We start from the raw sequence: 15,518 nt of genomic DNA, 5'->3' as shown, positions 1-15,518 counted from the left end.
TGCAAAAAATTTCTCATTTAGTCAGCCCCAAGGATCTTGCGACCCTGGAGCAAATGCCCATTGCTGAAAAAGCGTTTAAAATTCTTAAAGCTCTGGCGCTGGACAGTCATCGAATTCAAAAAGCCGATGACGGTGGGCTGGAGATTCAGTTCGTTTTTGCCGAAGAAAGTTCTTTAAAAAAATCCTACGTCAGCGTCACTGAAGATGGTGAAGGCGGTGAGCTGACTTTCCATTGTGCTCAATGTGCGGAAAGTCGCAAGGATGCGGATGATATTTGTCAGCATGAATGGGCGGCGTTGATTCTGATCTGGTGGGCCTTGTCGGTGGACCGCGGATTCCTGCGCAATCACAGTTTCCAGGTTAGTAACTTTTGTGAAGACTTCTGGGATCTGACGGAAGAAAAGAAAGCCCAGCGTGGGGAAGGCGACACCAAGGGGCTTCCCGCAGATCTTAAGCTTGAGTCCCTGTCCCTGTGCACGGAGCCTCTGTCTTTGGATGAGGCCCTGCCGTTGGAAGACTTCCTACCGGAAGCGTCCATGCCCTTTGAGTTGGCCCATGTTGCCGACAGTGAAGACGGTTCCACCGGGGCCGTGTGGGGACTGCCGCAGGCCTTTAGAGGAAACCCGCAGAAAGAAACTGTTTACTGGGCGGATAGCAAGAATCAGCAGCAGCTTGCGGGAATTCTTCGCTATAATTTCAGCGATGGGGTTTCCGTCAGCAGTAAGGATATTCTGCGTCACGCTTATCGTGCGATTGTACCCCGTGATCTGTTGCCGGCGCCTGCACGTAAGGAAAGTTTTGAAGTGCTTTGGCCATTGTTGCCAAGTGATCCGCACAGATTCTTCAGTCGCGATTTGCTTGATATCGAAGCTGTGATGCAGGAACTGCTGAATCGTATCATTCGTCGCGTGAACAAGGGCGATTTGAAGTTCTTTGTGCAGGACCTGAAGGATCTGGGGAAGGCTTTGCAGATTCGCAATATCTCTGTCGAGGCGGAACATTCCTTCCAGTGGCAGGTGGAATTCAGTGGTGAAGAGGATGTTCGCACCTCTGCGGTTTTGCGCGCGAAAAAAACGCAGGAACGCTACGCCTTCTTTGATAACTTTGCGATTGATTTCGGTCTGGGACATTTGGTGGCGTTCGGATGGAGAAAAGAGTTCGAGGCCATTGAGCAGTTTTATTCCCGGAAACTGGGCACAGAAAAACCGCTGCATTTTTCTCATTTAAATGTTGAAGGAAAAACCGAGACAGCGTCGTTCATGAAATTCCTGCGCAGCCGTGCTTTGCCAGTCAAAGTTGAAGGTGGCAGTCATGATGTAGGCGCTATTGGCAGTATTTTAAATTTACATCATCAGGATGACTCCGGATTTACGGTGGAAAAGGTCTTTAGCCTGTCCGAAGCCCAGAATGTTTCACAAACGGGTTTTAGCACGCCAGTGGTGATGATTTTGCGCACGATGCACGAGGGCTTGGGTTTTCTGCTGCAAAGTGAAATTAAAACTTTGGCCTCTACAAGTTTCAAGAAACGCGAATGGGATCTGAAGCTGTTGAAACATCTGGGAACTTTACAGTATCTGACGCTTGAAACGTTGAGCTTGTATTTTGATAAGCAACTGACTGACGGGACGACATGCAGTCCTCAGAATTTATTCAAGGTCGTATCCCCTAAGATTCATTCTCTGATCGTGACGGGGGATGGGGTCAGTTTAAACAAGACCCAGCCGTTGGATGAACTGTGTTCCAAGGGCACGTTGAGTGTTTTTGAAGACTATGTGGCAAAAATCCTGAAGATGTTATCAGAGCGCGAGGCCGTCTATAGTCCAAAAGGTGAATATCTGTTCTCGGGCTCTGTTGAGCGAGAGTTCCGTGTTGTTTACGAGATTTTAAAATATATGGCTCTTTCCACTCAAGGGTCGGCCTTTAAACGGGCTCGTACCGGGATTTTAACCAAGATCTGGAATGGCAAGATTGAAGAAGATCCGATGTTGGAAAAAGGTCATTTCTTTATGCCAAGCTGGGGGAAAGAAGATGTCACGCCAACGCAGTCCTTGGGGTTGTTGCAGCCCTTGATGGATCACGGAATTCGTCTGTATGTGCGTGGTCAGCGTTTGGAGGAATTGGCAAAAGACGAATTTGTCGTCGATTTCCAGATTGTCAGCAAGCTTGATGAAGGCATGCTGAATTGGTTTGAACTGAATCCACGTTTCTTCCTGCAGGGGCAGGAGATTGATTCCAAACAACTGAAAAGTCTGGGTGGCGGAGGAGTCATTGAATACGACGGCAGATTCTATCTGGTTCCGCGTACAGAGATTCCTTCTTTGCGCCGTCTGGAAGGTTTTTGGAATAAGCTGCAAAAAGGTAAACGCGAATCCAGCAAGAAGCCGTGGACGGATAAATACTATCAACTTCCGAAGCATCAGGCGCTGGAGCTTTTGGCATTGCGTGCATCCGGTTATAAATTCCGCGGTGACGAAGAATGGAAAAAGATTTGTAACTTCTACGATGGTTTGGGGTCCCGCACGGACCTTGTGAAAGTTCCTGATACCGTCAAGGCGGATCTGAAAACTTATCAGCATGAAGGCTTCCAGTGGTTGTTGGATCTTTATACATTGCGTATGGGGGCGTTGCTTGCTGATGACATGGGTCTGGGGAAAACCCTGCAAGCGTTGTGTTTCCTGGAATACCTAAGAACTCAGAACCAGCTGGGACAGGTGTTGATTGTGGTGCCTTCCAGTCTGGTTTACAATTGGGAAAGCGAAGTGGCGAAGTTCACGCCAAGTCTGCCGTTTGAAATTTTCACCAGCAAAGATCATGAGCGCGTTGGAAAACGTCTGGAGGCGAAAGAGCCTTTGGCGATCGTGACCACATATGGTCTTTTGATGGAAAACGGCGAGTTCCTGAGTCAGTACAATTGGAATGTCCTGATCTTTGACGAGGCTCAGAATCTAAAAAACATTTCCGCCAAGCGCACCAGCTCGGCTCGTATGTTGAATGCACGTTTTAAGCTGTGTTTGACGGGGACTCCGCTGGAAAACCATTACGGTGAATTCTATTCACTGCTGGATTTGGTGGTTCCGGGAAGTCTTGGCAAGTACGACGACTTCCGTCGCCAGTTTGTGAACACGGAAGTGGTGCTGCTGGAAGATGTTGAAGATCTAAAGTTAAAGACAAAGCCTTTGATTTTGCGCAGGTCCAAAAAAGAAATTCTGAATCAGCTTCCTGAAAAACAGGAAACCAAAGTCAGCATTGCCTTTGAAGAAAAGCAGAAGAAAATTTATCGCGACATTGCGATTGCTTACAACGAGCGCATTCAAAGCTCCATCAAAGAGGTCGGGGAAAATCAGTCTCAACTGCAAATGTTGACGGCTTTGTTGCGCCTTCGTCAGGCCTGTTCTGATCCGGGGGCTTTGCCGGAAGTGAAGTACGATAGAACCCCACCGAAACTGGAAGCTCTATTGGATTCCTTGCAGGAAATTATCGAATCCGGCGAAAGCGCACTGGTCTTTACGCAATTCCTGCAAACGCTGGAAAGAACCGAAAAGATTCTGCGGGCCGTGGGGATTCCGGTCTTTGTTCTGCACGGAGCGATTCCGACCAAGCAGCGTCAGAAGATTCTGAAAGACTTTAATGAAACGCCGGGTGGTGCCGTTCTTGTGATGACGCTAAAAACGGGTGGTGTGGGGCTGAATCTGACCAAGGCCAGCTATGTCTTCCATCTGGAGCCATGGTGGAATCCTTCTGTGGAAAATCAAGCCACGGACCGTGCCCACCGTCTGGGGCAGCGAAAAGCGGTGCAGGTTTTCCGTTACATCATGCACGAATCTTTGGAAGAAAAAATGGAACTTCTAAAAGAGCGCAAAAACCGCAAGTTCCAAAGTCTGTTCTCAGAAGCTGAAGCGACAACCGAACTGGCCGGTGCCAGCGGAGCCTTGAGTAAAGAGGACTTCGATTTCCTGTTGGGGTTGAAGTAAAGAGCTGTTTTTACCGGAACAGCTCTTCCTGTGATTCCTTAATATAGCTTAAGCCCTCTTCGTACATCTTGTCGCCCTGAGGCGGGCAAGGTTGGGGATGGGCGAAGCTCATGTCGTTTTTCCAGTTAAAGCATTTCTTTTCACCGGGGATGCGGATGTTAAAGACAACACTCCAGTCGCCCTCAAACCACGCGGACTGGCCAAGATGGAAAATACTGGCTCCGGCGCTGAAGTCCTGAGGGCGCAGCAAAGAACGACCGATAAATTCTGGAGCTTTGGTGCCCGTCAAATCTGCCAAGGTCGCAGCGACATCAGGTTGGGAGTAAGCTCCGGGGAGTAATTTATGTTCGATCGGAGAAGATCCTTTTTTTTCCACCGAATGATATTTAATCAAAAACGGAATGGCATAGTGTTCAAAAATGCTGGCGCCACCATAAGTGGTGTGATCAGCGACCAGAACAAGAACCCAGTCTTTTTTCCATTTTCGTTTCAGCAGCTTTTCATAAAAGCCCTGTAGTTCATGATCCGCCCAATAGTGCGGGGTCTTGTAACGCTTGCGATCTGCTTTTGCCGGCAGGCGGTCGTCGTGGGTGGAGTTGGTGTTCACACCAATCAACAGTGGCTCGGAAAGTTCGTTCATTTTACTATCGACGAAGTCGTAAAGACTTTCATCGAACACACCCCAGGCATTTTGCTCCAAAGACTCGACGTTGGGAATTTCACGCTTTCCATAGGAAGCCTGGAAACCACTTTTCAAGACCAGCAAAGCCGTTCCGCTGGTAAACTGATCGGACCCTTGGAAGAAAGCAGAACTGTAACCTTTTTCTGTCAGCAGGCGAGGCAGGCAGGTGAAGTCCTTGCTCTCGATCTCTGAAAACATAATGCTTTTCCCCAAAGGATTCGGAAGACTGCATAGAGATGCAAAGAGTCCCTCTGTGGTGCGATGGCCCCCGGCTAAAAAAAGTTCTGTACTTAAAGATTCCCGGCGAAGCTTGTTAAAGAACGGCAACACCTCGATGCCATCGGCGTCAACTTTGTCGACATCCGTGCCCCACCAGCTTTCAAGGAAAACGATCACCACGTTGCCATCGAATTTTCCAGTGGGCTCTTTGATGCCGCGTTTGTCGCGCCAATTTTTATAAACTTGCTCGGTGTTGATGCCGTTCCCGGACTGGATGACTTCCTTGCTGCTTTTCTTTCCACCCAGTGCGGCCCAGACAATTCCATAGGCCCCGTTTAAAGCAACCACCGCTCCCTGCGGACCGCCGCCTGCGCGATAGGCCCAGGAAACATCCTGAGGAATGCCTTCAAATCCGCGGAAGCCCACCACGGCAATGACGGCCACCATCAGCATGGCAAAAAGGCGGCCGATAATGCCACTTTCAGATTTGTAGGTTGGTGCCAGCCACAGATTCAGGAAGGAAGTTGAAAGCAATGACACCAGTACAGCCAGCCAGTAGCGGGCAAAAAGATTCAACATTGAACCTTCCACGGTGAACAAAGAATAGACTTCGTAAGACAGATGGCGTCCGGTTTCGCGGGCGTAAAGGCTGTCGGTCACGATAAAGACGATATAGCTCCACAGGAAAAGGAAAGTCCATCGTTTGGTGGCTTTCGGCGAAAGCTTAAACAGCAGAATTAGCCAGTATAGAAGCAGGTACACGACAGAGCCGATGGCCAGATCGAAATGCCAGCCATACAGAAAGGCCCCAAAGGTGTCCGGGATTTTAGAAAGCTCGGTGAACTGCCAGATGTTCAGATAGAAAGCGACAAAGGCACGCAAGAGCATGCCCAACAAAGTAATGCGAAAAAGAAAACCAAAAGATGACAAAAGAAAGCGCATTCCTAGTTCGTACCATAAATGCCCAAAAGGTACCTGCTTACTTTTGCCGAAGCGCTGCGTTGCAAAAAGGTACGGTATGATTAAGGGGATAGGATTTCTTTGGCAAACTCTCTGAAGGTGTCTAGGTGGTCATTGGCGACGCTGGATACGATATCCCAATCAATCTTCGAGTACTCATGGACTAAAAGATTACGTAAACCCACGGACTTAACAAGGGCGTGGGCGATGTTCTGAGATATTCTTTTTTCCTCGGCAAGAAGGAGGAATGATTCAGCCATTGTAGCAGGAGTTCGTCCTCCACTTGCTGCAAGAATGTGGGAGGCCAGGTCCACGCATACCTGGACGGCTCTTTCAAGATTGATTGAAATAATGTCCTGAAGATCAAAGTCTTGGCGGAGCTGCTCTGCATTGAAGGGTTTTTTGCTTTCAATGCGCTCGATACAATTTCTTAAAGACTCAATTTTTTGATGGAGGACTTCGATGGTCATGATTTGAGGAACCGATCTCTTTTGGCTTTAAGCATACGCTGATAATAGGGCTGAAAGTCAGCTTGGTCAAAAAGCATCCGTTTTAGAATCTGTGCATAAGATGTGGGCTCTTTTCGAACCCATTTTGATGTGTGTAGAGCCTCTTTCAAGATGACGCCGTTTACGGCATGAAGATCGACAAGATCAATCTCCTTTTTTAGCAGCAAAGTAAGCTCATTAATATACTGAATCTTTTTTTCCGTGCTAAGTGGGCGCTCCTCGGCAATGCAAATATCAATATCACTAGTTGTCTTTGCCGTGCCCTTTGCGTACGAGCCAAAATAACCTAGAACAGTCACCTCAGGTGTGTTCCGAAGAAAGCTTTGTAGTACGGCCTCAAGGTTTGCGATATTCATAGGCATATCAAATTATACGAAAGAGTCAGTCCGAAAGCTACTGCAGAAGGGGCCTACGGGGACCCCTCTACACTTTTGCGGAAGCGGCGCGCAGAAAAATGGGTATGGCGCACCTTTTTTAAGAGGGTTTTCGGACTTTTATCTCCATTTTAAGGCCTGCACGCTTCAGGGAGTCATGAATTGCACATTCGACAGCAAGGACTTCCGACAGGCCACATTTTTTTGCGATTTTCGCAGCCAGTTCAATGCTTACGTTTTGGCGGCCTTTTTCTATATCGCAAAGAGTGCTCTTTGAAAGATCCAGAAGCTTGGCCATGTCTGTCTGGGAAAGCTCTTTTAAGGTTCGGGCTGAACGCAAGAATCCTCCAAAAGAAATAGGGCCGAGTTCCTTTTCGAGCAGTTTTGGAAGACTTTTAGTACTCATGTGTGGATATCCTATACCGGGGCTTTGTACGGTAATTTGCCGTACAACCTTAAGGATGTCAATGTAGAGAGGGGGGCAGTACCCATAAACAGGGGTGCCGAGGGTGGGCTCTTTATTTGAAGACATAAGGGAAATCGTCCAAAAACTAGACAGAGCGAGCTCGTCATTTTGAATAGAGCCTGAATCATATTTTGCACGCACATAGTGCATGAAAAACACAGTTCTGTCTTTATTGCTATTCTGTAGTTCTTGGTCGCAAGCGTCTGTCGTAGGCGAGTTAAGTCGTATGCCGGTGACGGACACCACGACCCAGGCTTTTCGCATGATTGGTCAGGTTGAAAACCTCTGTACGGGAACGCTGATTTCTCCACGACTTGTATTGACGGCGGCTCACTGTGTTTTTGATCAGAGCACTCAGACATGGATGGATGTGAAAACTTTCACTCCGGCACGTAATCTAAGCGCTGATCCATTTGGCTCTGTCGAAGTTGAGCGTATTCATGCACCAAACAGCTATATTGCCGGTGATGATCGTCAGGATCTGGCCGTTTTGGTATTGAAGCAACCCATCGGCCTTAAGACAGGCTGGTTGAAAATCGGCTGGGATTTGCAAGGGTTTCAGTCGCACACGTCGGTGCTTGGTGGATATAAAGCAAACGGCACAATTACAGGTTATCCGGGCGACAAAGCCGATGGCAGCATGTGGGTGGCCGCTTGTGAGTTTTATGTGCCCAGCTTGATGCCCTTGTTACTGTGCGAAGTGCTGATGAAGTGCCTCATCGTCGATGGAATAAGGCAAATTGCCTACATAAAGATTTTCAAATCGACACGTCTAGGGTGAGACCGGAAAAAAGTGAAGTATTTAAACTTTTGGCGACTTCAGAAAAACTGCAACAAGCAACATCATGGAAGCCTAGAGTTTCTCTTGATGAGGGCCTAGCGTCTACGGTCGATTTTATCACAAGAAATGGAAATCAGTTTAATGTTGGGAAATATGAAGTTTAATAGCGGTCGCGTATGTGCTGTTCTTATGGCTGGTGGCAAGGGGACAAGATTGAAACCTTATACCACTTATGTTCCTAAGCCACTTATGCCAATTGGTGATTTGCCAATTATTGAAGTAATTATTTACCAACTAAAACATTATGGTGTTAAAGATTTCTATATTTGTATCGGTCATATGGCTCATCTCATCCAAGCCTTTTTAGGAGATGGCAGCCGTCTTGGAGTGAATATTGAGTACTCATTTGAAGAGCAGCCATTGGGCACGGCTGGCCCAATCGGCCTATTGAAAGAGCGCCTCTTAAAGTACGATAGTTTTATATCTATGAATGGAGATGTTCTTACAACCTTAGATTACTCTAGAGCGATAAGTAGACATATGGAAAGTAATGCAATTGCAACCGTATGTGTTAATCAACGTTCCGTTAATATTGACTTTGGAGTTCTTGAAGTAGGTGCCGATGGCATATTGATGGAGTACAAGGAGAAGCCTACTCTTAAGTATAACGTTTCAATGGGTATTAATATTTTCTCGTGCGATGTTTTTGACTATATTAAGGTGAGGGAGTTTTTGAATATTCCTGACTTGCTTATAAATATTCGCGATAGTGGGAAGTCTGTATATGCTTATGAAGAGAGCTGTCAATGGTTGGATATAGGGCGTATTGAGGACTACTCTCAGGCATGCGAGGATTTTGAGACAAACCGTAGGCTTTTTTTACCTCATGAATAGCAATAGTGCAGTAGTTAGTGGGGCATCTGGAGTAATTGGATCTGGAGTTCTTTCTGCTCTGAGAGAAAGAGGTTACTCTGTCTTAGGGGTAAGCTTAAGAAAATCTGATAGCAGTGATCTGTACGAGATTTTAATGAAAGTAAAACCTAGATTTTTCTTTCATTGCGCCGCGGTTCTTTCGGACTTGGATCCACTATATCAATATACCGAGAATACCCGGATGATTGCAGAGGTAGCTGCAGCAATTGGTCGAATGCCGATTGGTTTGAGGCCCCGCCTAGTTAATATATCATCTGCAGCTGAAATTGGTGATCCTGGAGAGAGGCTGGTAGCCGAAAGTTATATATGCAAGCCGCTATCGCATTATGGTTTGAGTAAACTCTGTCAAACAGAAATAGCTATATCATCCGCACGAATTTATGGATTTTCGTGTGTCTGTCCTAGAGTTTTTAATATTATTGGTGGTCCATCCGAAAAGAATCTGTTTAATCAATGGATAGAGCAGATAAAAAAGATTGAAGGTGCGGGTGCCGCCATTCAAGTTGGTCACATAGATATAAAGCGGGATTTTTTAGTTTATGACCAAGTTATCGAATATATAGTAAGTTTGGCCTTAAACTCTCAGATTGATGGGGTGGTGAATGTCTGTAGTGGAGAGGGTATTGTTTTAAATGACTTACTTGAGCGAATAGCTGTTGTAAGGGGAGTAGTTATTTCTCCTGTTTTTAATCCCATCTTTGCTAAGGGAAATCCAGCTTTATCAGTCGTCGGTGATCCGGCGATTCTAGAAGCCGCAGTGGGGGGAGCTTTGAATTTCCGTAGAGCTATAGAAGAACACATCTCTAGGGCGTTGCTGAGTTAGTGTCGGCTTTGTATGAGTCGTGATAGATAGTTTGTTTGGGCGACCAATTTCATATTTTGATCTTATTCAATAGAGTCTTATAGCCGTACTTTTCTATTTTCTTCTTTGTCAGTATATTTTTGACCAAGCTTTTTGGCATAGATGGAAGCGTCTGGAGCGGTGATGGTGATTATATCTGACCTCAATTGCTACCTCTCCGCAAAAGTGCTCAGGCAGACTTTTGCCTTCAGTTAAAACTCGCGCAGGATGGTGGGGGACGATGATCTTCCGGAGGCGTTTATGGTCAATTGTTGTATTCGCAACTATACTTATCTCCGTGGTGTACATGGATGGAATCAGCTGTAAGATGGCAAATTTATACCATGGCATATTCAGTAAAAATCTATCGATAAGGACTATCTCCGGCTTAGTAAAAATTGAAAGAAACAAAGTAATTAGAAACGCTACGATACTAATTCTAAAAAAATGCATTTTATCCTCGTAGTTAGATTGAAAAAAACTTTTCTCCAATTCTGTATATTATCTTTATTTTTAATAAGGGATATAGTGGAAGTAAGATAGGTACTCTACGAATTAGCTCTAGGTAAGCATCGAGTCCATGGAAGTGCTTTCCATTTTCGTTTTTGACGGAAAGACCCTTGTTCATTTTGAGATTTTCTGTTGAGTAATAATAGTCGGATATACGGATATTTGTTGTCCATGCAGTTATTATTTGTGCCGTTCTTTTTGAAATGCCCTCGTTGAATACTGAGAGGGCATCTGTTTTACTGGAGATCTCATAGGCTAATATTGACAAAAGCATGCCACAAATTGGGCCAAGAGCATCAAGCACCTCCAGGGACATTGCAATAAACATCCCCGAAATAAGGAGCAAGCTAAGTATCGGTCCAAAGATCCCTGGAATTAAAAAAGTTATTCCTAGGGATGCCTCGCCAACTATCGCAAGTTTTGAGAACAATGATGGGCCCAGAAGCTTATAGAGATGAGTATGGGTCCACATCAGATTTTTAATATAGTCTCCACTCCACCATCCTTCAGTCGCCTTTCCTAGGGATGCGCAGAGAAATATCATGGAGCAGATGAACTTTCCTATCCAGAGTGATTGTTTACTTCTATCGTGCTGTGCCAGCCAGAGGCTCGTCCAGAATACGGTTACAAAATGTTGAACGCCAAGAGTATTTGGGTGAGCCATCAGTACCCAAGCAAGAATTGCCGCAAATGCATTCAAGATTCGATTTGGTGCAATTACGAAGATAATTAGCAATAAATTCAAATAGAATGGGTTCAAAACGGAAAAAAGAGAGGGGAAGTATGTGTTGCTGTTATATCCAAAATGACCAGTCGCAAATCCCTTTTGTATAAGTTTTAAATTCGCTGCAAGGAAGAAAAATTTGTAAAACAGTACTTCTGAAAAGACTTTGGTGTGTTTTTTCCTGTTGCAACGGGGAAGGCGAAAGTTCATTTAAATTTTCTCAACGGTTCAGGTTGGGGGCGAGAGTGTGTTATGTAGCATAATGTCGTTGCGGAATCATATGAGTCAAGGGCTTTTGTTTAGAGTCTTTTGGATGGGCAGTGATAGATTTTATCACTGCAAATATTAGTAGCTATTTTATATAGAAGAAGTCTTGAACCTTTTTAAAGGAACCAATGTCCTTTTCCAGCTCTTCTTTGCTAACTAGGTGTGGAGAGATGTTAAACCTTTTAAGTAGAGGTGTTGCAATGAAACCTCTGAGCTCGTAAACCTCATGATTTCCCTTATATCCAACAAGAGAATTTTTTATGAAGTCGTTGCCAACGGAAGTGGCATGATACTTGTTGGGAATTACCAGTAAGCTATTTAGGATTAGTACTAGAAATATAAATATTCCAAGATATTTTCGGCGCCGAGATGGTGCATAAATGGTACTGCTGTAGAGGGCGAGGAGAGTTGGGAGTGCTATCAGTTGAGGGGAGTATCTAGCCCACCAAGACTCGGGATGTACAACTGTCAGAAGTACAATCAGTATAAGTGGTGTGCTTAGGACTATCCCTAACGTTCGATAGTTCACCGCAAAGAAACTTGATATCAATGCCAGTGAAAATAGAACCCCCCAGCCAGCAAGCCTGACGTCTGGTATTTCAAACCCTAAAAGCTCGCTTCGGAAAACCGTGCCGGGTACTTTGAGTTGTGGGGTTTTTCCGGAAAGTTCTGAAATGTTCTCTGACTTCGAGAGTATTGATACCCCTAGGTTTGTAAAACGATTTCTTGTAGTAAAGCCGGGTGGTGAATTGAGGGCCATAATATCAACTTTACCTTGGCCATAAAGAGGATGCAAAAGATGCTTACCATGTAAGAGATTCTTGATGTAAGGATCAAAGCCTAACGTTCCTAAGGCAATAAAAAGAGCAATAAGTCCAGCTAGGAGACATTTGTTAAATAGAGTGAAGTTGCGCTTAAGTAATGTGTATGCCGTCAGGAATGAAAAGCCTAAAAAAGGTGGCGCAAAGCCGCTAAATTTTAAATTGATAGCGATAGTTGACGATATGATAAGTATAAGCCAATCAAAACGATTGTCTTCTTTGATTATCAGAGTAACAGAAAAAATGATCGCGAAAGTAAAAACACCCAGTGTACTGTCCAGATAGAATGTTTCCATTTGAGAAATGGATATTGGATTAAATGCGATGATGCTAGCGAAGAAATACTGGGCCCATTTGTAATGAGTAATCTTTGAAGAGAAGCGTAAGCTATATGAAAAAATAAACAAGGCAGCCAGCCAGTGATAGATTTTTCCTGGTTGGATGTCGCCAAGAGAGCGATATACTTCAGCTGCAAAATACCATGTGGCTTTTGGATAGTAATCTGCCCAAATTGAGCCGCTGCTGCTTAAGAGCAAATTCTTGTTTTCGACCATATGTTGGATAGCTCTTTGATGGTAGGCTAATCCATCCCATGATAAATCAAAATTTAAGTACGATACCAAAAGGAAGGCTATCAAAAATGATAAGTATACACAGATTCTATACCACGGGGTTTTGAATGCAAAAACTGTTAAGCCGACTGATGCAATAATGCTTGCTGGAAATATATTAGGTAGGGGCTGTATCTTAAAAAAGAACTCTAAAATAGAACCTGTGGATGCAGATAGAGCCGGGAGAGTCAAAACTAAAAGAAAAAAGAAACTTGTTTCTGCGTAGATTTTTTCTATCGAGGACTGTGGTGCTATTTCTGAGGTCTCTGTAAGTACGCTAAGTTGCATTTCTTTCCACTTTTTTTATGATCTTAATTTTCGAGAGGTTGTTTTTGGTAATAGGATCAGCTTCTCTATTTGTAGCACTATAACACGAAGAATTTCTGCAAATATGACAGTAACAATGACATTTATTGTGAACATTATTGGTAATTTAGCGGCCCAAGGAAGTTGGATAAGAGGATTGAGGGATAGTAGGAAAGAGCCACCGATGGCCTGCGCGATATAATAAAATAGGGCGTTTTTTCCAATATGTTGTATTCGTAAATATTTTAAATTTGGATTCCAGGCCAGTATACATAGCCCAATGGAAAGGGTTGATGCGACTCCATAGGGAAGCGTAAGGGGAAATTTAAAAATTTGTAAGTTAGAAATCTTAATACTTGGGTCGATAAACGAAAGGGCTGCGAAGCAGCTTAGCGATAGGCCAATAATAATCGCTCCAATCTTTCGCATTTTATCTATAGGGAATCTTTGTGCGTGGAATAAGTATCCACACATATAGATTGTTAAGTAGAATAAAACAAAATTGGCATTGGCGCCTAAAACTTGCATAGTTGAGATGGATGTAGTGTTGGTGAATGTGGCGATATAGTAAAGCGCACACAGGGCAAAAAGGGTATATGTAACCACTCTTGATAGGCGGAGAAGTATAGCTGCAAATATAGAAACGACGCAATATGTGGGTACGAACCAGAATGACCCCTTCATGAGAGGGATTTTTTCGTAGTCGGGATAGTTTAACGTTAGTGCGTTTGAGAGATTGCCGACATCAAGTTTGAAAGTAAATAAGCTGTATAATAATGCAGTTGTTGAAAAAGATAAGATGAATCTCAGTATGGCAGATATTACTAGATCTCCCTTTGTCAGGGATCTTGTGCATCCAGCGATAAAGAAGAACAGAGGAACATCAATGAGTAATGCAATACCTTGTAGTATTTTTGGAGTGTACCCCTCTCCGCTCCAAAAGACAGTGTGGATAAAAATTATTGAGATCGAGCAGATGCCTCTTGCTATATCTAGGTACGAGTCTCGTTCCGTAATTTCGTTTTTATTCAGAATATCTTCTTTCATGATACTGTTACATTGCTATTGCAATTGTGAATGCAATAAAGGCTAAACAAATCCACGAAATTTTATCCTTAATTGCGAATACAACGGGATCATCATGGACTTCGTCCCGACAAGTTAAAAGCCAGAGTCTACCGAGCCAGTATAGAAGTACTGGAGTCAGTAGCCAAAGTCTGTCTTGATTTGTGTAAAGTTGTCCCACATCTGGGCTACGTAAATACAAAAGAAAGACGAGTATAGAAAGTAGGCCAGTGCCTATCCCCAAATTAAGCACAGCCGTTTGATCGATGTTGCGGTATCCTCGGCCATCAATGCTGGGTTTGTTTTTACTTCTAATTAGCTCGGTGAATCTCTTAACGCATGCTAGGCTAAAAAAGAATAGCGTCGAGAACGACAAAAGCCAGTGGGAAAGTAAAATACCTGTTGCGGCGGCTCCGGCAAATAGGCGTACGGTATACATTCCAGATAGTAAAATAATGTCCAGAATGACTTCTTTTTTTAGATAAAATGAGTATAGAAAATTTAGACACCAATAGGCAAAGATGACACCTAGAAAAGATATGCCGACGTGTAATGCAAAGATGAGCGATAGAATAGATGCTCCACCAAGGGTGAGTAGGGCATCTTTTATGCTAATTGAGCCTGAAGCTAGTGGACGATTCTTCTTGGAGTGATGGTTCCGGTCAGCATCAATGTCAATAAGATCATTAAGTATATAAACGGCTGATGCCGCAAATCCAAAAGAGAAAAAGCCAATTGTGACATTTAGAAATGAAGTGAGATTAAGTTGATGTGCAGCAAATAACGGAAGAAAGAGAAGTGTATTTTTTGCCCATTGGTGAACTCTCATTTGCTGGAGAAGAAGCTTGGACTTTGGCAGCTTGTCTGATATTTCTTTTATGAGTATGGATTGATCTCGAAGTTTCTTAATGACCTTTGGAGTTGCATTGACTGTGATCGCTGATCCACAGTTACTCCAGATTTCTAGGTCAGATTTAGAGTCTCCAACGTATTTAAAATGGCCAGTTCCTATTGTGTCTTTTACGTGATGATACTTTGATAGGCCTTTTAAATTGAAATCTTTGGACCCGATGGCATGGTCAAATATCCCTAGGTGGTTTGCAACACGTTGGACCCATACCTGTGGCGAAGCGCTTGCCAGAACTATAGTGTGGTGCTGTCTTTTTTGTTCGTCTATGTAAGCCAGTACTTCTTTTCTATAAGGTAGATTCTCAACGGTCGGATGAATGACTGCTGCCATGTTGTTTTTCAACCCTAGTCGGCCTCCCGTGAAGAGCCACAAAAGCATCCTGAAGATATTAAAAGGGTTCTTTTTTAAGAAAGAAAATGCCTGTTCATAGAGCAAGTCTGTTTTTATTAGAGACTCGTCCAAATCAACAACTAAGTAATTCATAAATAACTCATAGTTCTGTTAAAGGTGAGAGATTACTGAGTCTTTTTTTGAAAGACAATCATCCTTTTGCTTTATTGGCGAAGAA

12 protein-coding genes and 1 pseudogene are annotated in these 15,518 nt (G+C 44.0%); 4 read left to right on the top strand and 9 right to left on the bottom strand.

All coding sequences use genetic code 11. The annotated features are described in order from the left end of the window. The first annotated feature begins 53 nt into the window (after positions 1–53). Positions 54–3,971 (top strand): DEAD/DEAH box helicase, encoded by a 3,918-nt coding sequence (locus tag EZJ49_RS12040; RefSeq protein ID WP_262552389.1) that lies wholly within the window; start codon positions 54–56, stop codon positions 3,969–3,971. A 10-nt stretch (positions 3,972–3,981) separates the two neighbouring features. On the opposite strand, the gene EZJ49_RS12035 is transcribed toward EZJ49_RS12040, so the two are convergent. The 4 genes from EZJ49_RS12035 to EZJ49_RS12020 form a co-directional block, all read right to left on the bottom strand. Next, positions 3,982–5,814 (bottom strand): LTA synthase family protein, encoded by a 1,833-nt coding sequence (locus EZJ49_RS12035; RefSeq protein ID WP_262552388.1) that lies wholly within the window; start codon positions 5,812–5,814, stop codon positions 3,982–3,984. Positions 5,815–5,894: 80 nt separating this feature from the next. Beyond that, positions 5,895–6,302, bottom strand: coding sequence for a type VII toxin-antitoxin system HepT family RNase toxin (gene hepT / locus EZJ49_RS12030; RefSeq protein WP_262552387.1), 408 nt, complete (start codon positions 6,300–6,302; stop codon positions 5,895–5,897). Beyond that, positions 6,299–6,697, bottom strand: a complete 399-nt coding sequence (gene mntA, locus EZJ49_RS12025) for a type VII toxin-antitoxin system MntA family adenylyltransferase antitoxin (RefSeq protein WP_262552386.1) — start codon at positions 6,695–6,697, stop codon at positions 6,299–6,301. The genes hepT and mntA overlap by 4 nt, the downstream gene beginning before the upstream one ends. 118 nt (positions 6,698–6,815) lie before the next feature. Continuing rightward, positions 6,816–7,331 carry a helix-turn-helix transcriptional regulator gene (locus EZJ49_RS12020; RefSeq protein WP_262552385.1) on the bottom strand — a complete coding sequence of 172 codons (516 nt, stop codon included), beginning with the start codon at positions 7,329–7,331 and terminating at the stop codon, positions 6,816–6,818. Between EZJ49_RS12020 and EZJ49_RS12015 the strand changes: the two are divergent. After that, positions 7,330–7,695 (top strand): annotated as a pseudogene (locus EZJ49_RS12015) (trypsin-like serine peptidase); the annotation flags it as partial. The gene EZJ49_RS12020 and the pseudogene EZJ49_RS12015 sit on opposite strands and share 2 nt — an antisense overlap. A gap of 174 nt (positions 7,696–7,869) precedes the next feature. Here the strand turns inward: EZJ49_RS12015 and EZJ49_RS12010 are convergent. Then, complete coding sequence (locus tag EZJ49_RS12010) at positions 7,870–7,920, bottom strand: hypothetical protein (protein WP_262555957.1); 51 nt, start codon at positions 7,918–7,920, stop codon at positions 7,870–7,872. A gap of 168 nt (positions 7,921–8,088) precedes the next feature. Here EZJ49_RS12010 and EZJ49_RS12005 point away from each other — a divergent pair, with 168 nt between their 5' ends. Beyond that, positions 8,089–8,856, top strand: coding sequence for a sugar phosphate nucleotidyltransferase (locus EZJ49_RS12005; protein WP_262552384.1), 768 nt, complete (start codon positions 8,089–8,091; stop codon positions 8,854–8,856). Then, entirely contained in the window at positions 8,849–9,718 is an 870-nt protein-coding gene (locus EZJ49_RS12000; RefSeq protein WP_262555956.1) for an NAD-dependent epimerase/dehydratase family protein, read from the top strand. Before EZJ49_RS12005 ends, EZJ49_RS12000 begins: the two co-directional genes overlap by 8 nt. Positions 9,719–10,202: 484 nt before the next feature. On the opposite strand, the gene EZJ49_RS11995 is transcribed toward EZJ49_RS12000, so the two are convergent. From EZJ49_RS11995 to EZJ49_RS11980, 4 genes are all read right to left on the bottom strand, one after another. Beyond that, the gene (locus EZJ49_RS11995) at positions 10,203–11,180 is read right to left on the bottom strand and encodes a hypothetical protein (protein ID WP_262552383.1); all 978 of its coding nucleotides are present in this window, start codon (positions 11,178–11,180) and stop codon (positions 10,203–10,205) included. A gap of 142 nt (positions 11,181–11,322) precedes the next feature. After that, positions 11,323–12,957 carry a hypothetical protein gene (locus EZJ49_RS11990; RefSeq protein WP_262552382.1) on the bottom strand — a complete coding sequence of 545 codons (1,635 nt, stop codon included), beginning with the start codon at positions 12,955–12,957 and terminating at the stop codon, positions 11,323–11,325. Positions 12,958–12,972: 15 nt separating this feature from the next. Continuing rightward, a complete protein-coding gene (locus tag EZJ49_RS11985; RefSeq protein ID WP_262552381.1) occupies positions 12,973–14,022 on the bottom strand; it encodes an acyltransferase family protein in 1,050 nt (349 codons plus the stop codon). 7 nt (positions 14,023–14,029) lie between these two features. After that, positions 14,030–15,433 (bottom strand): UbiA family prenyltransferase, encoded by a 1,404-nt coding sequence (locus EZJ49_RS11980; RefSeq protein ID WP_262552380.1) that lies wholly within the window; start codon positions 15,431–15,433, stop codon positions 14,030–14,032. Between the last annotated feature and the right edge of the window lie 85 nt (positions 15,434–15,518).

It is taken from the genome of Bdellovibrio bacteriovorus (genome assembly GCF_025558485.1).
Lineage (GTDB): Bacteria > Bdellovibrionota > Bdellovibrionia > Bdellovibrionales > Bdellovibrionaceae > Bdellovibrio > Bdellovibrio bacteriovorus_G.
Note: the sequence above shows the minus strand (reverse complement) of the source record. Positions and strands in the feature narration are given on the sequence as shown.